This is a genomic window from Microbacterium sp. BK668, assembly GCF_004362195.1.
Lineage (GTDB): Bacteria > Actinomycetota > Actinomycetes > Actinomycetales > Microbacteriaceae > Microbacterium.
Genome location: NZ_SNWG01000001.1, coordinates 2,117,726 through 2,137,440 on the forward strand (window position 1 = coordinate 2,117,726; position 19,715 = coordinate 2,137,440).

15 protein-coding genes are annotated in these 19,715 nt (G+C 71.6%); 11 read left to right on the forward strand and 4 right to left on the reverse strand.

The genetic code is table 11. From position 1 onward, the window contains the following. Positions 1-75: 75 nt before the first annotated feature. Positions 76-660 carry an aminoacyl-tRNA hydrolase gene (pth, locus tag EV279_RS09390; RefSeq protein WP_133542876.1) on the forward strand — a complete coding sequence of 195 codons (585 nt, stop codon included), beginning with the start codon at positions 76-78 and terminating at the stop codon, positions 658-660. Positions 661-693: 33 nt separating this feature from the next. Here pth and EV279_RS16935 read toward each other — a convergent pair whose 3' ends face one another. Beyond that, positions 694-1,602, reverse strand: coding sequence for a hypothetical protein (locus EV279_RS16935; protein WP_208109508.1), 909 nt, complete (start codon positions 1,600-1,602; stop codon positions 694-696). Between the two features lie 238 nt (positions 1,603-1,840). Between EV279_RS16935 and mfd the strand changes: the two genes are divergently transcribed. The 4 genes from mfd (at position 1,841) to EV279_RS09415 (ending at position 8,743) form a co-directional block, all read left to right on the forward strand. Then, a complete protein-coding gene (mfd, locus tag EV279_RS09400; protein ID WP_166644497.1) occupies positions 1,841-5,470 on the forward strand; it encodes a transcription-repair coupling factor in 3,630 nt (1,209 codons plus the stop codon). 84 nt (positions 5,471-5,554) lie between these two features. Continuing rightward, a complete protein-coding gene (locus tag EV279_RS09405; protein WP_133542878.1) occupies positions 5,555-6,154 on the forward strand; it encodes a gamma carbonic anhydrase family protein in 600 nt (199 codons plus the stop codon). A 152-nt stretch (positions 6,155-6,306) separates the two neighbouring features. Continuing rightward, positions 6,307-7,986: an MFS transporter gene (locus tag EV279_RS09410; protein ID WP_166644498.1), complete on the forward strand. Its 1,680-nt coding sequence runs from the start codon at positions 6,307-6,309 to the stop codon at positions 7,984-7,986. Positions 7,987-8,035: 49 nt separating this feature from the next. Further along, positions 8,036-8,743 carry a DUF2652 domain-containing protein gene (locus EV279_RS09415; protein ID WP_133542882.1) on the forward strand — a complete coding sequence of 236 codons (708 nt, stop codon included), beginning with the start codon at positions 8,036-8,038 and terminating at the stop codon, positions 8,741-8,743. Between the two features lie 63 nt (positions 8,744-8,806). Here EV279_RS09415 and EV279_RS09420 read toward each other — a convergent pair whose 3' ends face one another. Together EV279_RS09420 and EV279_RS09425 are read right to left on the reverse strand one after the other, a co-directional pair. Further along, the gene (locus EV279_RS09420; RefSeq protein WP_133542884.1) at positions 8,807-8,995 is read right to left on the reverse strand and encodes a hypothetical protein; all 189 of its coding nucleotides are present in this window, start codon (positions 8,993-8,995) and stop codon (positions 8,807-8,809) included. 50 nt (positions 8,996-9,045) lie between these two features. Beyond that, positions 9,046-11,721 (reverse strand): phosphoenolpyruvate carboxylase, encoded by a 2,676-nt coding sequence (locus EV279_RS09425; RefSeq protein ID WP_133542886.1) that lies wholly within the window; start codon positions 11,719-11,721, stop codon positions 9,046-9,048. A gap of 151 nt (positions 11,722-11,872) precedes the next feature. Here EV279_RS09425 and EV279_RS09430 point away from each other — a divergent pair, with 151 nt between their 5' ends. The 3 genes from EV279_RS09430 to EV279_RS09440 all read left to right on the forward strand — a co-directional run bounded on the left by EV279_RS09430 (position 11,873) and on the right by EV279_RS09440 (position 15,064). Continuing rightward, positions 11,873-13,039, forward strand: coding sequence for a Na+/H+ antiporter NhaA (locus EV279_RS09430; protein ID WP_133542888.1), 1,167 nt, complete (start codon positions 11,873-11,875; stop codon positions 13,037-13,039). Between the two features lie 65 nt (positions 13,040-13,104). Then, complete coding sequence (locus EV279_RS09435) at positions 13,105-13,743, forward strand: MazG nucleotide pyrophosphohydrolase domain-containing protein (RefSeq protein WP_133544812.1); 639 nt, start codon at positions 13,105-13,107, stop codon at positions 13,741-13,743. A 64-nt stretch (positions 13,744-13,807) separates the two neighbouring features. Continuing rightward, positions 13,808-15,064, forward strand: a complete 1,257-nt coding sequence (locus EV279_RS09440; RefSeq protein WP_243728611.1) for an ATP phosphoribosyltransferase regulatory subunit — start codon at positions 13,808-13,810, stop codon at positions 15,062-15,064. Between the two features lie 120 nt (positions 15,065-15,184). Here the strand turns inward: EV279_RS09440 and EV279_RS09445 are convergent, their stop codons facing one another. Next, positions 15,185-16,444 carry an amino acid permease gene (locus EV279_RS09445; protein WP_279526920.1) on the reverse strand — a complete coding sequence of 420 codons (1,260 nt, stop codon included), beginning with the start codon at positions 16,442-16,444 and terminating at the stop codon, positions 15,185-15,187. 133 nt (positions 16,445-16,577) lie between these two features. Here EV279_RS09445 and EV279_RS09450 point away from each other — a divergent pair, with 133 nt between their 5' ends. From EV279_RS09450 to eno, 3 genes are all read left to right on the forward strand, one after another. Then, the gene (locus EV279_RS09450; RefSeq protein ID WP_243728510.1) at positions 16,578-17,366 is read left to right on the forward strand and encodes an SGNH/GDSL hydrolase family protein; all 789 of its coding nucleotides are present in this window, start codon (positions 16,578-16,580) and stop codon (positions 17,364-17,366) included. A 275-nt stretch (positions 17,367-17,641) separates the two neighbouring features. Continuing rightward, entirely contained in the window at positions 17,642-18,310 is a 669-nt protein-coding gene (locus EV279_RS09455; protein WP_133542894.1) for an O-methyltransferase, read from the forward strand. A gap of 115 nt (positions 18,311-18,425) precedes the next feature. Further along, complete coding sequence (eno, locus tag EV279_RS09460; RefSeq protein ID WP_133542896.1) at positions 18,426-19,706, forward strand: phosphopyruvate hydratase; 1,281 nt, start codon at positions 18,426-18,428, stop codon at positions 19,704-19,706. The last annotated feature ends 9 nt before the right edge of the window (positions 19,707-19,715 follow it).

Sequence of the window (19,715 nt, forward strand, 5' to 3'; positions counted from 1 at the left end):
GTGCGGATGCCGCGCCCCCTCGTTTCTCGTCCGTCCTGGCGCCGGATGCGCCCGGGGTCCGAGAGGATGGAAGACATGGCGGAGACCTGGCTGGTCGTCGGGCTCGGCAATCCGGGACCACGATATGAGCTGACACGCCACAACGTGGGTCAGCTCGTTGTGGACGAGCTCGCGGCGCGGCGCGGCGAGGCGTTCAAGCAGCACAAGGCGAACGCGCGCGCGGCCGAGACATGGCTGCGCCCCGGCGCCGCGAAGATGGTGCTGGCCAAGCCGAACTCGTTCATGAACGTCTCGGGCGGGCCGGTCGCCGGTCTCGCGAAGTTCTACGGCGTGGAGCCCGGGCGGGTCGTCGTCGTGCACGACGAGCTCGACATCCCGTTCGACACGATCAAGCTCAAGGTCGGGGGCGGGCACGGCGGTCACAACGGCGTGCGGGACGTGGCCAAGGCGCTCGGCACGGCCGAGTTCCCGCGCGTGCGCGTCGGCATCGGCCGGCCCTCGGGCCGGCAGGACCCGGCCGACTGGGTGCTCGATCCGTTCAGCGGCGCGGAGCGTCAGAATCTCGGCGTGCTGGTCGGCGACGCCGCGGACGCCGTCGAGCAGCTGATCGGCGACGGTCTCGTCGCCGCCCAGCAGAGGCATCACGCCCCCAAGGCCTGACGCGGCGGGACTCGGTCGTGCAGCGTCGGGGCGTCAGCCGCCGATGCCGGAGCCCGAGGCGAATCCCGTCGACAGGAAGACGTTCGCCGCGATCGCGAAGGCGATCGGGCCGAGGGCCGCGCAGATCACCGCACCGATCCCGAGGCCCCGCCCACGGTTCTTCACGATCGCCACGATCCCCTGCACGAGCGCCCAGATGCCGAGGACCGTGCCGAACCAGAACGCGGACTCGCCGATCAGCACCCAGGCGCGGACAGGGGAGAGCAGGCTCCAGTCGAAGTCCGTGGAGATCCGGCCGTCCGCGAGCTGTCCGGCAGTGCCCGCCCCGATCCGGAACGTCGCAATCGACACCGCGACCACCGACCCGAGGAGCGCGACGAGTCCGACGACGAGGGCCACGAGTCCGAGCGCGCCGGTTCGCCGCGGCGACGCGAGCGGACCGCCGTACGCGGGCTGCGATCCGGTCGCCGGCGCATATCCCGGGGGAGCGGCATACGGCGAAGGCTGCGCGTACGACGGCTGCGGGTAGGACGGCTGCGCGTACGCCTGCTGGGCGTACGACGGCTGGGCGTACGCCTGCTGGGCGTACGACGGCTGGGCGTACGACGGCTGCGCGTACGACTGCTGGGGGTACGACGCCTGGGGGTTCGGCGTCGGCGGATACGGCTGCCGCCCGGATGTCGTCTGGGGATACGGCGTCGGCGCCGGTGCGCCGGGATAGCCGGCGTAGCTCTGCGGCGGCGGATACGCCGATCCCTGCTGGTGCCACTGTGCCGGACCTGGACCGGGGTGCACCGGCTGGGCGGCTCGATCATGTCGACTCGGCTGTTCTGACGAGCCGACGAGGCGCGGATCAGCCGACGACCCGGGGGACGCGGCATCCGCCGGCTTCGGCGTCTGCTGAGGCGGGAGGGGCGGACGCGGCGGGATGGGGTCGCTCACGGCTTCATCCTAGGAGCGGCGCTGTGTCCGCGCCGCGAGACGCTGCCGCTCCGCGAGACGCTGGCGAGACGCTGGACCCACGGCCGCCCGTCGCCGCGACGTCGTGCGCACTCCGCCGGGCCGGCCGTGGGTCACGCACGCGCGGTGCTCCACCTCGATGAGCGGATACCGCGCGCCGCGACGCCGTCGAACCGTCCAGCCGGTCCGTGGTGTCGGGGCGCCGCCGTAGACTCTTGCGGTGACAATTCCCGGGATCGTGCGCGCCCTCGAGCAGGCAGAATCATTCCGGGATGCCGTGGCCGCGGCATCCGTCGACGCCGACTTCTCGCTCGCCGACGGGTTGGACGCCCCCCTCCTGGCCGCGCTCCTGGAGCGGCGTCGGGCGAGCGGCCGCCCCGGAGCGCTTCTGGCCATCGCCCCCACGGGGCGCCGCGCCGAGTCGCTCGGCGCGGCGTTGGAGTGTCTGTTGCCGGGCGCGGAGATCCTGCACTTCCCGGCATGGGAGACCCTGCCCCACGAGCGGCTGAGTCCCAGCGCCGAGACGGTCGGCCGCCGACTGGATGTGCTGCGACGCATCGCGACCTGGACAGGCGAGACGCCCCTCGTGGTCACCGCGTCGGTGCGCTCGGCACTCCAGCCGCTCGCGGGCGGACTCGCCGATGTCGAGCCCGTCCATCTCGCGGTCGGCGGTCGCGGTCTCGAACTGTCCGACATCTCTTCACGGCTCGTCGACCTCGCTTACCACCGGGTCGACATGGTGTCGCGGCGCGGTGAGTTCGCGGTGCGCGGCGGCATCCTCGATGTCTTCCCCCCCGTCGCCGACCACCCGTACCGGGTCGAGTTCTTCGGCGACGAGGTCGATCAGATCCGCGCGTTCTCGGTCGCGGATCAGCGATCGCTTCCCGGAGAGGTGGGCGATGTCGCGCTCGTGCCCAGCCGCGAGCTCCTCCTCACCGAGAGCGTCCGCGGGCGGGCGCGGCAGTTGAAGGACGAGTTCCCCGCGCTGCGCGGCATGCTCGAGAAGATGGCCGAGGGCATTCCGGTCGAGGGCATGGAGTCCCTCACCCCGGCCGTCGTCGACGGGCTCGTGACGCTCGTCGAGTACCTGCCGGAGGGCGCCGCAGTCGCGCTGGCCGACCCCGAGCGCTCCGTGACGCGCGCCCTCACGCTGGGCGACACGAACCGCGAGTTCCTCGACGCCGCCTGGAGCGCCGCGACGTCGGGAGCGAGCACCCCGATCGATCTGGGTGCCGGCGACTTCCTCACGATCCCACGGCTGCGCGAGAGCGCGTCGGCTCGCGGAGACGTCTGGTGGACCCTGTCCGGCTTCGATTCCGGGGCAGCGGATGCCTCGGCCGAGGGACTCCTCGACGACATCGACGTCGCCCTTCAGGCGTCGGCCGCGATCCGGGTCCCCGGGACCGCCGTGCCGTCGTTCCAGGGCAACGTCGACGGCGCGACCGAGCACGTCGGCCGACTCCTGGCTGACGGCTGGCGCGTCGTCGTCGCGGCCTCCGGAGCCGGACTCGTGGAGCGCGCCCGCGACGTGCTCGGCGAGCGGGGACTGGCCGCCCGCAAGGTCGACGGGGTCCTCGAGGCGCCCGAGCCCGGCGTTGCGCAGGTCGTCGTCGCGTCGCTCGAGCGGGGCTTCGAGTCGCCCGACGCGAAGCTCGCCGTCCTGACCGAGACGGAGTTCTACGGCCGGACGATCGGCGGCGACAGCCGGGTCGTCAAGAAGCTCGCTTCCCGGCGGCGCAACGTCGTCGATCCGCTCCAGCTCAAGGCAGGCGACTACGTCGTGCACGCGACGCACGGGATCGGGAAGTTCGTCGAGCTCACACAGCGCGAAGTGTCCAGCGGCGGGCGCAACGCGGTCAAGAGCGTGCGCGAGTACCTCGTGCTCGAGTACGCGCCGTCCAAGCGCGGATACCCCGGTGACAAGCTGTTCGTTCCCACCGATCAGCTCGACCTGCTGTCGCGCTACGTCGGGGGAGAGGCACCCTCCCTCTCGAAGATGGGCGGCAGCGACTGGGCGCAGGCGAAGGGCCGGGCCCGTAAGGCCGTGCGTGACATCGCCGTCGAGCTGGTCAAGCTCTACTCCGCGCGGATGGCCTCGAAGGGCTACGCGTTCGGGCCCGACACGCCCTGGCAGCGCGAGCTCGAGGAGGCCTTCCCCTTCGCCGAGACGCCCGATCAGCTCCAGACGATCGACGAGATCAAGGCCGACATGGAGAAGCCGATCCCGATGGACCGGCTTCTGTCGGGCGACGTCGGCTTCGGCAAGACCGAGGTCGCCGTGCGCGCCGCCTTCAAGGCGATCCAGGACGGCAAGCAGGTCGCGATGCTCGTGCCGACGACGCTGCTGGTCAAGCAGCACCTCGACACCTTCACGGAGCGGTTCGCCGGCTTCCCCGTCAGAGTGCACCCGCTTTCGCGCTTCCAGTCCGACAAGCAGGCGCGCGACACGATCGCCGGTCTCGCCGACGGCACCGTCGACATGGTCATCGGCACGCACCGCATCCTCACCGAGAAGGTCCTCTTCAAAGACCTCGGCCTCATGATCATCGACGAGGAGCAGCGCTTCGGCGTCGAGCACAAGGACCAGCTGAAGAAGCTGAAGACGAACGTCGACATCCTCGCGATGAGCGCGACGCCCATCCCGCGCACGCTCGAGATGGCGGTCACCGGCATCCGTGAGATGTCGACTCTGCAGACCCCGCCGGAGGACCGGCATCCGATCCTCTCGTACGTCGGTCCTCGCAACGAGAAGCAGATCGCGGCCGCCATCCGCCGAGAACTGCTGCGCGAGGGTCAGGTCTTCTACGTGCACAACCGCGTCCAGTCGATCCAGCGCGTCGCGGCGGAACTCGCCGAGCTGGTGCCGGAGGCGCGCGTCGCCGTCGCTCACGGTCAGATGGGCGAGCATCAGCTCGAGCAGGTGGTCGACGACTTCTGGGAGCGCCGGGCCGATGTGCTGGTCTCGACGACGATCATCGAGACAGGCCTGGACATCTCCAACGCCAACACGATCATCATCGACCGGGCCGACAAGTACGGTCTCAGCCAGCTCCACCAGCTGCGCGGGCGGGTGGGCCGCGCCCGCGAGCGCGCCTACGCCTATTTCCTCTACGACGACCAGAAGCCGCTGTCCGAGACGGCGGCCGACCGCCTCGAGACCATCGCGGTGAACAACGACCTCGGCAGCGGCATGCAGGTCGCGCTGAAGGACCTCGAACTGCGGGGTGCCGGCAATCTCCTCGGCGCCGAGCAGGCCGGGCACATCGCGGGCGTCGGGTTCGACCTCTACCTCCGCATGATCGGAGAGGCCGTCTCGGCCTTCCGCGGGGAGGACGTCGAGGGGCCCGCTGAGCTGCGGCTCGAGCTGCCGGTGCAGGCGCGCATCCCCGAGTCGTACATCGACAGTGAGCGACTGCGCCTCGAGGCCTACCAGAAGCTGTCGGCTGCGGCATCCGTCACGGCCAAGGGCGATGCGATCGACCTCGTCATCGACGAGCTCCGCGACCGGTACGGCGAGCCGCCCGCCGAGGTCGAGGGTCTCGTCGCGGTAACGCGCCTGCGCCGGCGGGCCGCACAGGCCGGTCTCGCGGACGTCGTCGCGATGGGTCCGAATCTGCGCATCGCTCCCGCTGCCCTGCCGGACTCGATGCGAGTTCGCCTGCAGCGCCTGCACCCGAAGGCCAAGCTGCTCTCGGGCGGGGAGGCGCTCGTCGTGCCGCTCCCGACGGCGGGAGGGCAGCCACTGGCGGATGCCGAGCTCATCGCCTGGGTCCGTCAGCTTCTCGACCAGCTCTGGCCGGCGCCCCCCGCCGACGCGGTGGCGGGCGTCGCCGAGCCCGTCACGGCCTGACCGGCGCGTGACCGGCGCGCTCCCACATTCCGGTTATCTCCGTCGTCGGCGACCGCTACGCTGGCGCTGACCGAGGAGGAACCCGTGCAGTTCGAGCACCTCGGGGCGAGCCCCCGCATCCATCCCGAGGCCGTGGTCGCACCGACGGCCGTCGTTAGCGGCGACGTCACCATCGGGCCCGGGAGCCAGGTGCTGCACGGCGCCGTCATCACCGCTGAGGGCGGGACCATCACACTCGGTGAGAACGTCATCGTGATGGAGAACGCGCTCATCCGCGCGACCGCTGTCAACTCCGTCCACATCGGGTCGCATGTGCTCGTCGGGCCGATGGCGAGCATCAGCGGCGCGACGATCGCCGACGAGGTTTTCCTCGCGACGGGCACCCGCGTCTTCAACGGCGCCCGCGTCGGCACCCGCAGCGAAGTGCGCATCAACGCCGTCGTCCATCTGCGCACGATCCTCGCGCCCGAGACCGTCGTGCCCATCGGCTGGATCGCCGTCGGCGATCCCGCGCAGCTGCTTCCGCCCGACCGGCACGAGGAGATCTGGGCGGCGCAGCGCGAGCTCGACTTCCCCGGCTACGTGTTCGGCCTCGATCGAGACACCCCCGACCTCATGGTCCAGCTCACCGAGCGCTACGGGCGGGGGCTCTCCCGACACGCGTACGACAGACGCCTCGAATAGCCGGAGTGACGAGGATGCCGCGGCCCGCGGCATCCCTCACCTCCCGTGGCCGGCGCATACGCGACGTCCGCGACATGCGCCGCAGCTTCGCCGACACGGGATCCTGGGGGCGGACCGGTGCGGTGCTGCCCCGCAGGCTCTATGGTCTCCACATGAGGCGGCTCGCGACGCGGTCCACGCTCGTGCAGGCGGGTGAGGCCTTCTCGAGCAACTGGAGCAACGCCAACCTGCGTCGTGCTCAGCTGAGCTTCTTCGGCGCCTGGACGGCAGAGTCGTCCTTCACGGTGGCGCTCGGTATCGTCGCGTACACCCACGGCGGCGCTCTCGCGCTCGGGCTCATCGGGCTGATCCGGATGCTGCCGTCCGCGCTCCTTGCGCCGATCCTGTCGCCGTTCGCCGACCGAGGCCGCCGGGAACGCGTGCTCGTCGCCGTCTCGGTGCTTCGTGCATTGGCCACCGGCCTCGCCGCCGCCATTCTGGCCGCCGGGGGCGCGGTTCTCGCCGTCTACGCGCTTGCCATCCTGGCCACGATCGCGGCGACGCTCTTCCGTCCCGCCCACTCCGCCCTCCTGCCGACGCTGTGCCGGACGGGACATGAGCTCGCGAGCGCGAACGTGGTGCGCGGGCTGCTCGACTCCGCCGCGACGCTCGTCGGGCCGCTTCTTGCGGCCGTGCTGCTCGCGTTCGCCGATGTGTGGGTCGTCTTCGCCGTGGCGTCCGCCGCCTCTCTGTGGGCGGCCGCGCTTGCGTTCCGCGTCCGCTACGAGGCGCCGCCGCGGCCGCCCTCCCCGCGGGCGGCTCTCGCGCGCGAAGCGATCGAAGGTCTTCGGGCGGTAGGACGCAGCCGTGATCTGCAGCTGATCTTCGGCCTGGCCGCAGCTCAGTCGCTCACGCGCGGCGCGCTCGCCGTGTTCTCCGTCGTGGTCGCCATCGAGACCCTCGGTCTGGGCGAGTCGGGAGCGGGCGCGCTGATGGCTGCCGTGGGCGCCGGCGCGGTCATCGGGTCGCTCGCGGCGTCCCTCCTCGTCGGCACGGGGCGCCTGGGTGCGTGGTTCGCGGTCGGAGTGGCGATGTGGGGCCTTCCGATCGCCCTGATCGGCGTCTTCCCGGAACAGGCGGTGGCTCTCGTGCTGCTCGCCCTGGTCGGGGTCGGGAACGCCTTGATCGACCTCGCGGGATTCACGCTGATCGGACGGATCACACCGGATGCCGTCATGGCCCGTGTCTTCGGAGTGCTCGAGAGCCTCGTCGCGATCTCGGTAGGGCTCGGCTCCATCGTCGCGTCCGGGATCATCGCGTGGCTCGGCATCCAACCGGCTCTCATCGTGATCGGGCTCCTCTGCCCGCTGCTCTCGGTCGCCTCCTGGTGGCGGCTGCGTCGCCTCGACCGTTCGGTCGGCGCGCTCGACGACGATCTGCGCGTCCTCCGCCGGGTCCCGATGTTCCAACCTCTGCCTCTTCCCGCGATCGAGCAGCTCGCACGCGGGCTCGAGTCGGTGGACGTCCCGGCAGGTCGGGCGGTGTTCCAGCAGGGCGACGTCGGCGACCGCTACTACGTCATCGTGTCCGGGGAGGTCGACGTCATGGGTGATGGACGCGTCGTCACCACCCTGCGCGAAGGCGACGGCTTCGGCGAGATCGCGCTCCTGCGCGGCACGCGCCGCACCGCCACCGTCGTCGCCCGCAGCGCGGTGACGCTGAGGGCTTTGAAAGCGGACCGGTTCCTCGGCGTCGTCATGGGGTTCGGTCCGAGCGCTCGAACAGCCGAGACCGGAGTCGAGCATCAGCTCGGCCGGTACGCGCCCGCCGGACCGAACGACCCGCCGACCTGAAGGAGCGCATCACCGTGGAAGACACCCCCATCGAACCCAGGCCCGACGCATGACGACCGCGCGGACCGCCCTCCTGATCGCCGATATCGGCGGCTACACGGCCTATATGGGCTCGCACCGGATGAGCCTCGCACACGCCGAGGTCAACACGGCCCGGATGCTCAGAAGCATGATCAAGGCCGCGCGCGGATTCGATCTCGTCGAGATCGAGGGCGACGCGGCGTTTCTGTCGCATCCCGTCACGGACCGCGAGGTCGACGGGACCGTCGACGGCATCCTCAGGGTCGCGACCGCAATGCATCGGGCGTTCCACTCGGAGCGCAAGTACGTCGTGGACAACCTCTGCCCGTGCGGCGGATGTCGTGAGGCGCGCGACCTCACGCTGAAGTTCGTCGCTCACATCGGAGACGTCGCGACGCAGCACATCGGCGGACGCACGAAGCTCGTCGGCATCGACGTGATCGTCGCCCACCGGCTGCTGAAGGCCGCTGCCGATATTCCCGAGTACGTCCTGATCACCGAGGACCTCTACAACACGGGACCCTCGGCGGTCCCCGCCGACGCCGCCGAGATCTCATCCGATCTGGAGGGGATCGGAAGCACACACGCCTACGTGGTCGACGTCAGGGAGCTCGGCGGTCCTGTGCCCGCGGCCGCCCGCGCGACCTGGCGCGCGAGACTGGGCAGCACCTTCATGGCGGTGGGGGACGGCCTTCCCTACATGATCGGCCTCCGCAAACCGCGGCGCGCGCGATAGCACGGCCGGAGAGCTCGCGTCGCGGCTCCGCGAGCGCCGAGAGCTCGGTCGCGCCGGATCCGATCAACTCCAGCGGGATCCGCAGTCGCGGCAGCTGAACTCGACCACGAAGACGGACTCGCCGGAGCGCAGCTCCGCGGCGCGCTCGAGCTCCAGCGCGAACCACTCCGGCTCGACGACCCTGACCTGCAGCGAGGAACAGACCGGGCAGACCTCGACGGCGACGACTCCGTCGTCCCATGTCCTGACCATGGCGCCCACGGTACGCCGGGTGTCTCCGGCGGCGCGGTGCGACGCGCGTGTCAGCCGGTGTTCTGCAGCCCCGCCGCGACGCCCGACACCGACAGCAGGAGGAGACGCTGCTGCTCGGGATCGGCGGGCGTGCCGGAGGCCGCGGCTTCCCGGAGGGCACGCAGCGCGCGCAGCTGGAGCAGCGACAGGGCGTCGACGTAGGGGCTGCGGAGCTTGACCGCCCGCTGCAGCACCGGCCGGTTCTGCAGCAGCTCGCGACCGCCCGCGACCTGGACGACCCACGACCGGGTGAGCTCGAGCTCGCCCATGACGAGGCCCGCCAGGTCATCGCGGTCGCCGAGGTCGAGGTAGCGCCGCGCGATGCGGCTGTCGGCCTTCGCGAGGCTCATCGCGACGTTGTCGATCAGGGTGCGGAACAGCGGCCAGTCCTCGTACGCGGAGCGCAGGAGATCGAGGTCTCCGACGGCCTCGAGGGCCGAGCCGAGGCCGAACCATCCGGCGAGGTTGATGCGGGCCTGCGTCCACGCGAAGACCCACGGGATCGCGCGAAGATCCTCGAGCGACTCGACCGAGAGCCCGCGTCGGGCCGGGCGGGAGCCCAGCGCGAGCAGCCCGATCTCCTCCATGGGCGTCACCTGGGCGAACCACGGTGCGAAGCCCGGCGCCTTGACGAGGGAGAAGAATCGCTCGCGGGACGCGACATCCATCGTCGCCGCGACATCGGCGAAGCGCTCCGCGGCGGCGCGGTTGCGCTGCTCGATCGACGGTGCCGAGGCGAGGAGCACCGCGGCGGCCACCTGGTCGATGTGCCGCATCGCGATGGCGGGCTCGCCGTAGCGCGCGAAGATGACCTCGCCCTGCTCGGTGAGCTTGAATCGTCCGTCGACGGAGTGCGGAGGCTGCCCCAGGATGGCGGTGTTCGCCGGGCCGCCGCCGCGGCCGAGGGCGCCGCCGCGGCCGTGGAAGAGCGTCAGCTCGATGTCGTTGTCGTCGGCCCACGCGGCGATGCGCGCCTGCGCTTCGTAGAGCGCGAGCGTCGCGGCGACCGGGCCGACGTCCTTCGAGGAGTCGGAGTAGCCGAGCATGACCTCCAGGCGCCGGCCCGTCTGCTTGAGGCGGTCGCGGAACTCGGGATGCTCCACGATCTCGGCGAGGATGCCCGGCGCCGCCTGCAGGTCGGCGAAGGTCTCGAACAGAGGGATGACGTCGAGCACGGGCCGGGAGCCGCCCGCCTCCGCCGCGTACTCCGCGAGCCGATGGACGTTGGCGAGGTCCTGCGCCGACCGGGTGAACGACACGATGTAGCGTCCGGCCGCGCGCGGGCCCAGGCGGCGCTGGATCGCCGCGACGCTGCGGATGACGGCGAGCACCTCCTCGGTCATCTCGCTGCGCGGACCGCCGCCGTCGAGCTCTGCCAGAGCCCGGGCGTGCACGGCGGAGTGCTGCCTCACCTCCAGCTCGGTCAGGTGGAAGCCGAACGTCTCGACCTGCCAGATGAGCTGCTGCAGGTGCCCGAACGCCTGCCGCGGCGCGGGGGCTTGCACGAGCGAGTCCTGCACGATGCGCAGATCGGCGAGGAACTGATCGGGGTCGGTGTAGGCCAGGCGCGCGTCGCGTCGGCTGGTCGCCGAGATCCGGCGGGCGAGCAGCAGGAGCGTGCGGCGGTGCGGCTCGTTCGGGGAGCGCTTGGCGATCTCGGCCGCAGCCTCCTCGTCCTCGCTCACGAGGCGGTCCAGCAGCCCGAGGAGCGCGGCGCTCGGGGGAGTGGTCGCGGCATCCAGCGTCAGTGTCCGGCCGATGCGGTTCGTCGTGCGCTCGAGACCGAGCAGGATGTGCTGGCTGGCGATCTTCGCCGCCTTGCGGGTGACGGATGCTGTGACGAAGGGGTTTCCGTCACGGTCGCCGCCGACCCACGAGCCGATGCGCACGAAGGGCCGCACGACCGGTGCCCGGGAGCCGGCCGCGGGTCCCTGCAGAGCGTCGTCCACGCGACGGTAGACGTGGGGGACCGACGTGTAGAGCGTCTCGTCGAACACCTCCATCACCGAGCGCACCTCGTCGGTCGGCGAGGGCTTCTCCGGGCGCAGGGGAGCCGTGCGCCACAGCGTGTCGATCTCCTCGATCATGCGGCGCTCGGCACGGCGCTCGTCTGCGCCGTTGCGGATCATCGCGTCGTGCTCGTCGAGCAGTGTCGCCAGTCGCCGGATGCTGCGCGAGATCGCGCTGCGCCGGGCCTCGGTCGGGTGCGCGGTGAACACGGGGTGGAAGCGCATGGCCTGCAGGCGTTCGAGCGCCGTGTCGTCGCCGACCTCGGCGGCCAGGCGCACGAAGGCGGCCGCGACCGAGTCGGTGGCGTCCTCCTTCTCGGGGCGCCCGTCGCGCTCGCGCAGGATGCGCACACGCTGGTGCTCCTCGACGAGGTTCGCGAGGTGGAAGTAGACCGTGAAGGCCCGCGCCACCTCGTCGGCGCGTTCCACCGTGAAGGAGTCGGCGATGCGGGCCGCGCGCTCGAACGCCTCCGGCGTCTCATCGGTGTAGGCCTGGATCGTCGCGGCGCGCAGGCGCTCGACATCCTCGTAGAGTCCCGGCGAACCGCTCTCGCGCAGCACCCGGCCCAGGAGCGCGCCCAGCATGCGCACGTCGGCGCGCATCCGCTCGGGGATCTCCTGGCCCGCTTCGTAACGGCCGACGAGGTCGATGGCCTCGGTCCTGGTCAGTTCGGGCATGCATCCACGCTAGCGCTGGCACGTTTCGCCGAAATGACGTGTGACATCGGGCGGTCGGTAGCATGGAAGGCGGTGCGCCGGGAAGTCTGGTCGGCTCGTCCTGCCGTATGCCCGGCTCGCGCCGGCGTGCGGCCCCTGTCCCGGAGGTCCCGTGAAGCTTCTGCGCTCCGCCCGTTTTCCCGCCATCCTGCTCCTCGTCGCCGCCGCGGCAGGCCTCCTGCTCGCCAACTCGCCGCTCGGGCACGATCTCATCGAGTTCTCCCACGCGCATCTGGCGATCCCCGGCACGGCGATCGACCTGTCGCTGACGCACTGGGTCTCGGACGGCCTGCTCGTCTTCTTCTTCTTCGCCGTCTCGGTCGAGCTGCAGTACGAGCTGACGCGCGGCGAGCTTCGCAGCGCCCGCCGCGCCCTGCAGCCCGCACTCGCTGCGGCGGGCGGCGTCGTCGTCCCGATCGCGGTCTACCTCGTCATGACGGCGGGCAGCGGTCTCCAGGAGGGCTGGCCGATCCCGACGGCGACCGACATCGCCTTCGCCCTGGGCGTGCTTGCCGTCTTCGGGCGAGGACTGCCGTCGAGCGTGCGCATCTTCCTGCTCGCCCTGGCGATCCTCGACGACATCGTCGGCATCATCTTCATCGCGGTGCTCTTCGCGTCGGGTCTGGATCTCGGGATGCTGGCGGCCGGCCTCATCACCACCGTCCTCTTCGGCGCGCTGAGTCGCGTGGTCTTCACGCGGGCCCGGGGGCTCGTGATCGCGGCTCTCATCGTCCTCGCCGTGGCGACCTGGGTCTTCATCCTCCTGTCGGGCGTACACGCGACGATCGCCGGCGTGCTGCTGGGCCTTGCCATGGCACAGCAGCCGGCGCTCGTGACCAGGCACGCCATGGAGCCCTGGATCAACGGGGTCATCCTCCCGATCTTCGCCTTCACCGCCGCTCTCGTGCCGATCCCGGCCGCGGCCAGCGGCCTCTCGCCGGTCTTCTGGGCGATCCTCGTCGCTCTGCCCGTCGGCAAGCTTCTCGGCATCGCGGGGGCCGGATGGCTCGGCCAGCGGCTCTTCGCCAACAGCCCCGACCACCCCAAACTCGCCTTCGGGGATCTGATCGCGGCGGGTGCCCTGGGCGGCATCGGCTTCACCGTCTCACTGCTGCTGGCGAACCTCGCCTTCGCGGTGCAGCCCGCGATCCGCGACCAGGCGATCCTCGGCGTGCTGGCCGGGTCGCTCGCCTCCGCCGTCGCGGCGAGCTTCCTCGTCGCCTGGCGCGCGCGTCACCACCGCCGGGCCGGCACCGCGGTGATCGAGGCGACGTCGTGAACGAGCCCGTCGAGCCGGGCGCCGCCTCCCCGGGCGCCGATCCGCTCCGGGCGGCCGCCGACACCATGCGGGCCGTGCGCGACCGCTGCGTCTGGACGCAGCAGATCGACCATCGCGCGCTCGTGCCCTATCTCGTGGAGGAGAGCGCCGAGCTGATCGACGCCGTCGAGGAGGGCACCCGCGACGACCTCCGCGAGGAGCTCGGCGATCTGCTGTGGCAGGTGCTCTTCCACTCCGAGATCGCCTCCCGCGATCCCGACGATCCCTTCGACATCGACGACGTCGCGCGCGGGCTCACCGAGAAGATGGTGCGTCGGCATCCTCACGTCTTCGGCGACGCCGTCGCGACGACGCCCGAGGAGGTGCTCGTGCACTGGAACGCCGCGAAGGCCGCCGAGAAGGGAACGCGCACGAGCGTGCTCGACGGGGTCTCCGATCGCATGCCGTCGCTCGCCCTCGCCCAGAAGCTCCTGGGAAAGGCCGCTTCGGTCGGTGATCCCGTCGCCGAGCCCGCCCACGGGCCGAACGCATCCCCCGCGAGCGAGGCCGCCCTCGGCGAGGCGCTCCTCGCCCTCGTCGCGACGGCCCGGGCGCATGGATGGGACGCCGAGCGGGCTCTGCGCGAGCGCCTCCGTCTCCTCGAGCGCGACATCCGCGCGGCGGAAGGCGGCCCGCCGTCCTCCGCCACCACCCCCGGTCGTTGAGCCGGTCGGCCGAGCCGACCTCTGAAAAGATGGTGCCGTGGCATCCGTCAATCCGCCGCGCGGCATGCGCGACTTCCTCCCCGCCGACAAGGCCAGACGCGAGCGCGTGCTCGCCGTGATCCGAGAGCGCTACCGGGCGCACGGTTTCGACGAGATCGAGACGCCCGTGGTGGAGGAGTACGCGCGCCTGCACGCCGGCATCGGCGGCGACAACGAGAAGCTCGCCTTCAACATCCTGAAGCGGGGACTGGATGCCGCGGCCATCCGGGCAGCGGCGGACGACCCGTCCGCCCTCACCGACCTGGGCCTGAGGTACGACCTTACGGTGCCGCTCGCACGCTTCTACGCCAGTCACCGCGCGGAGCTGCCGACGGTGTTCCGCGCCATCCAGATCGCGCCGGTGTGGCGTGCCGAGCGGCCGCAGAAGGGTCGCTATCGCCAGTTCGTCCAGTGCGACATCGACATCATCGGGGATGCCTCGGCCCGCGCGGAGGCCGAGCTCGTCGTCGCCACTCTCGACGCCGTCGACTCCCTGGGACTGGAGGGCGGGTCCGTCCGCATCAACGACCGGCGCGCCCTCGACTGGATGCTCGACAGCTTCGGCTTTCCGGCCGACGAGCGCCCCCCTGTGCTGATCACGATCGACAAGCTCGACAAGATCGGTCCCGAGGGGATCGTCGCCGAGCTGCGCGACCGCGGCGCGACCGCGGGTGCCGTCGACGCGTTGGAGGCCTTCCTCCGTCGTCCCATGACGCTGGAGTACAACCCGTTCGGCGAGCGGCAGATCCGCAAGGCGCTGCCCCAGGGCGCGCCGGACGAGATCGTGGCGCACCTGACCGGCATCGGCGACGCCGTCGCCGCCTCGCGCGCAGAAGTGGACATCCCCCTCGTCTTCGACCCCTTCCTCGTGCGGGGGATGGGGTACTACACCGGCACGATCTTCGAGCTCGCGCACCCCTCCGTGCCCTACTCGCTCGGGGGCGGCGGCCGCTACGACGGGATGATCGGGCGTTTCCTCGGGCAGGACGTCCCCGCGGTCGGCTTCTCGATCGGCTTCGAGCGCATCGTCGAGCTGGTGTCCGCCGCCGAGGCGGATGGCGCGGCGGCTGTCGTCCTCGTGCACGACCGGGACGTCCCGGTCGGCGAGCTCGTCGCGCTCAAGGCCCAGCTCGTGGCCGAGGGCTCGCGCGTGCGCCTCGAGCAGCGCACGAAGAACCTCAAGCCGCTGCTCGAGCGTGCGGCATCCGACGGCTATACGGCTTTCGCGCCGGTCTCCGCGGGCGTGACCCGCGCGGATCTCGACCTCAAGCAGCTCTCCTGACGGTCGCTTCGCTTGCGGCGAATGGCGGCCGGCGCCGCGCATCGCCGAAAGTGAGCCTCGGGGTGGGGTTCTCGCTTGCGACGTTTCGCGCTCGCTGCCGCAGATAGCCGCGAGCGGGCGTCACCGGGCGTCAGGTCCCGCGGCTCCGCGGAGCCGCAGGCGCACCATCCGATACACGACCCCGATCGCGACGACGGCCACCCCGGCTACGACGCTCTGCCAGGGAAGCGTCACGACGAGCACGAGGCATCCGACACCGCCGACGACCTGCAGAGCCCGTGGATAGCGCCGCACGTCGCTGCGCTGCCGGTACGCCGCGATGTTCGCGACGAGGTAGTAGAGCAGCACGCCGAAGGACGAGAACCCGATGGCGCCCCGGAGGTCCACGAGCGCCACGAGGATCACGACGACGCCGCCCACGGCGACCTCGGCGCGGTGGGGGACGTGCCAGCGGGGGTGCACGGCGGCGAGGAGGCGCGGCAGGTCTCCCTTCCGCGCCATCGCGAAGCTCGTACGGCCGATACCCGCTACGAGTGCGAGGAGCGCGCCGAGAGAGGCGGTCGCCGCGCCGACGCGGACGACGGGCTCCGCCCAGGACCATCCGGATGCCGCGACCGCCGCGGCGACCGGCTCCGTCGACGCGGCGGTCCCGGCCGGCCCGAGCGACGAGAGGACGCTGAACGCGACGCACGCGTAGACGACGAGCGCCCCCGCGAAGGCGAGGACGATCGCCCGGGGGATCGTCCGGGCGGGATCGCGGACCTCCTCGCCCATGGTCGCGATGCGCCCATAGCCGGCGAAGGCGAAGAACAGCAGGCCCGCCGACTGGAGGATGCCGTACCATCCGTCGGACCACAGCGTCTCCGGGCTCAGCCAGCCCGGCGCATCGGGTGCCGTGAATCCCGCGGCGACGGACACCGCCAGGGTCAGCAGCACGATGACGACGATGATCCGGGTGAGCTGCGCCGTCCGCGTGACGCCGAACCAGTTCACGGTCACGAGCGCGACCACAGCGGCGATCGCGACGGGCCGCTCCCACCCCGGCGGAGCCGCATAGGCGGCGAAGGTCAGCGCCATCGCGGCGCAGCTCGCCGTCTTGCCGATCACGAAGCACCAGCCCGCGACGAACCCCCACCACGGACCGAGCTCGGCGCGCCCGTATGCGTACGTGCCGCCGGAGGTGGGGTGCACGGCGGCGAGCTGGGCCGATGAGGTCGCATTGCCGAAGGCGACGACCGCAGCGATCGCCAGGCCGACGAGGAGCCCCGACCCGGCGGCGGCTGCCGCGGGGCCGAAGGCGGCGAAGACGCCGGCGCCGATCATCGAGCCGAGGCCGATGAACACGGCATCGCCGAGTCCGAGTCGCCGCTGCAGCCCCACCCTTGAGAACCTACTCACCCGATCGCAGGAGGGCCGAGTCGCGCGCCCGCCGCGGCGAACCGTCCACCCTCCCGTCCGCTCGCAGAGCCGAACCGGCCAGGCGGCGTTCACCTCGACGAGCTCGACTCGGGGAGTGACCCGCCCGCGGACCGCTGTCGCCGTGGCCGCATCCGTGGGCACGGGCGTCGTGCTCCTCGGGACGAGACTGCTGCTGGGCCGCCAGGCCGCCCTCGCCCGTCGGCGTATCGGCAAGCCCCTCGGTGAGGATGCGCTCGACGCCGACAGGGTCTGGCGGCCATCCCTCGGGGGCGCCCCGATCGAGCTCCTCGTGCTCGGGGACTCCATCGCGGCCGGACTAGGCGCGCGGCATCGGAAGGAGACGCTCGGCGCCAGGCTCGCGAAAGGCGTCGGTGGGCGCCTGCGCCGTCCGGTCCGGCTGCGCACGGCGGCGGTGGTGGGGGCGGAGACGTGGATGCTGCGACAGCAGCTCGAGAAGCTGCCGGAGGTCTACCGGCCCGACGTCGCGGTCATCGTGGTCGGCGGCAACGACGTCACCCACCGTGTGCCGATCGCGGACTCCGTCGCTCGACTGGGAGCGGCCATCGTGGCGCTCCAGGAGCGGGGTGCGGCCGTCGTCGTGGGCACGTGTCCGGATCTCGGCGCCCTCCGGCCCGTGCCGCAGCCGCTGCGTGCGATCGCCGGCCGGATGTCACGCCGGCTCGCGACGGCACAGGCCGCCACGGCGCTGCGTCTCGGCGCCCGGCCGGTCTCCCTCCGACGCGCCGTCGGGCACCTCTTCGTCTCGCGACCGGACGAGATGTTCAGCGTCGACCGCTTCCACCCGAGCGCCCTCGGCTACCGCCGCACGGCCGAGGCGCTTGTGCCCGCCGTCGTCGCCTCGGTCACGGGCGGCGGCGCCTGAGGCCGGCCGCCGTCCGCACGACGCGGCGCGACACGCCGGGGCGCAGCATCCGTCTCCCGGCATGTCGTCATCCCGCCGTGCGGACCGCAGCAGGACCGGCATGGAGAAGCACGGATCGGTCATCGTCGACATCAACCGGGGCCGAGGCGCCGGGTGCGGGTCGAGCCTCTCCGGACCTCGATCCGGTCCCGGGAGCTCGATCCGGTCCCGGGAGCTCGATCCGGCGCGAGGGTGCGGGCTTGACGCCCGAGTCGGGCGGCGGTTGGCTGAAGCCCATGGCAGACCCGACGCCCGACGCCTGGCGGCGTCTCGACGCGTACTTCGCCGACACCCTCGTCGGTCACGATCCCGCGCTGGACGCAGCCGTCGCCGACCAGCATGCGGCGGGGCTGCCGTCGATCGAGGTCGCGCCCGTCAACGGCAAGCTGCTGCACCTCCTGGCCCGCATGTCGCACGCTCGTCGCGTGCTCGAGATCGGCACCCTCGGCGCCTACTCGACGATCTGGCTCGCGCGCGCCGTCCCGGCCGAGGGCCGCGTCGTGACGATCGAGGCGGAGCCCCGGATCGCCGAGGTCGCGCGGGCGAACCTCGAGCGGGCCGGCGTCGGCGACAAGGTCGAGGTCAAGGTCGGGCGCGGGGCGGATGTCCTCCCCACCCTCGCCGACGACGAGCCGTTCGACCTCGTCTTCATCGACGCCGACAAGGAGTCGAATCCGATCTACCTCGACTGGGCGGCCCGGCTCGGGCATCCCGGCACCGTGGTGGTGGTCGACAACGTCGGGCGGGGCGGGCGCGTCGCCGATCCGGCGACCGAGGAAGCGCAGGTGATCGGGACGCAGCGGGGGCTCGAGCTCCTCGGACGCGATCCGCGCTTCGAGGCCACCGCTCTGCAGACGCTCGACGCCAAGGGGTGGGACGGCGTCGCGATCGCGCTGGTGGTGTAGCCCACGGCGTCTGAGCCGACGGATGCCTGTGGCCGCGGCATCCGTCACCCCTAGACTCGTCACGGACCGACGACGCTCCGTGATCCAGCCATCTCCACGAAACAAGGAGTCCTCCGTGGCACTTATCGAGGCAGTCAACGCGCGCGAGATCCTCGACTCGCGCGGCAACCCGACCGTGGAAGTGGAGGTGCTCCTCGACGACGGGACCGTGCAGCGCGCGGCCGTCCCATCGGGCGCGTCCACCGGCGCCTTCGAGGCCTACGAGCTGCGCGACGGCGACAAGTCGCGGTACAGCGGGAAGGGCGTGCTGAAGGCCGTCGCCGCCGTCATCGACGAGCTGGGCCCCGCGATCGAGGGCGTGGAGGCGAGCGAGCAGCGCATCGTCGACGAGATCCTCGTCGAAACCGACGGCACCGAGAACAAGTCCCGCACGGGGGCGAACGCGATCCTCGGCGTCTCGCTGGCCGTCGCGAAGGCCGCAGCCGACTCGGCCGACCTGCCGCTCTTCCGCTATCTCGGCGGCCCCAATGCGCACATCCTCCCCGTGCCGCTCTTCAACGTCATCAACGGCGGCGAGCACGCCGACAACGGCATCGACTTCCAGGAGTACTTCCTCGCGCCGATCGGCGCGGACACGTACGCGGAGTCGCTGCGCTGGGGCACCGAGGTCTACCACGTCCTCAAGGGCGAGCTGAAGGCGGCCGGCTTCGCGACGGGCCTCGGCGACGAGGGCGGCTTCGCGCCCGACCTGCCGAGCAACCGCGAAGGCCTCGACTTCCTCATCAGGGCGATCGAGAAGGCCGGCTTCGCGCCCGGCCAGGACATCGCCGTGGGCCTGGACGTCGCCGCGACGGAGTTCTTCCGGGACGGCGTCTACACCGTCGAGGGCAAGGCATGGTCGGCCGAGCAGCTCACCGACTACTTCGCCGACCTGGTCGCGAACTACCCGATCGTCACGATCGAGGACGCGCTCGCTGAGGACGACTGGGACGCCTGGAAGGCGCTGACCGACAAGCTCGGCAAGCAGGTGCAGCTCGTCGGCGACGACCTCTTCGTCACCAACCCCGAGCGCCTCCAGCGGGGCATCGACCTGGGCGTCGGCAACGCGCTGCTGGTCAAGGTCAATCAGATCGGCACGCTCTCCGAGACCCTCGACGCGATCGCCCTCGCGACGCAGAACGGCTACCGCTCGATGCTGTCGCACCGTTCCGGCGAGACCGAGGACACGACGATCGCCGACCTCGCGGTCGCCGTGAACGCGGGTCAGATCAAGACCGGCGCGCCCGCTCGCAGCGAGCGCGTCGCGAAATACAATCAGCTTCTGCGCATCGAGGAAGAGCTCGGCGACGCGGCGGTCTTCGCCGGTCGCGGAGCGTTCCCGCGCTACAAGGGCTGATGCGCTGAG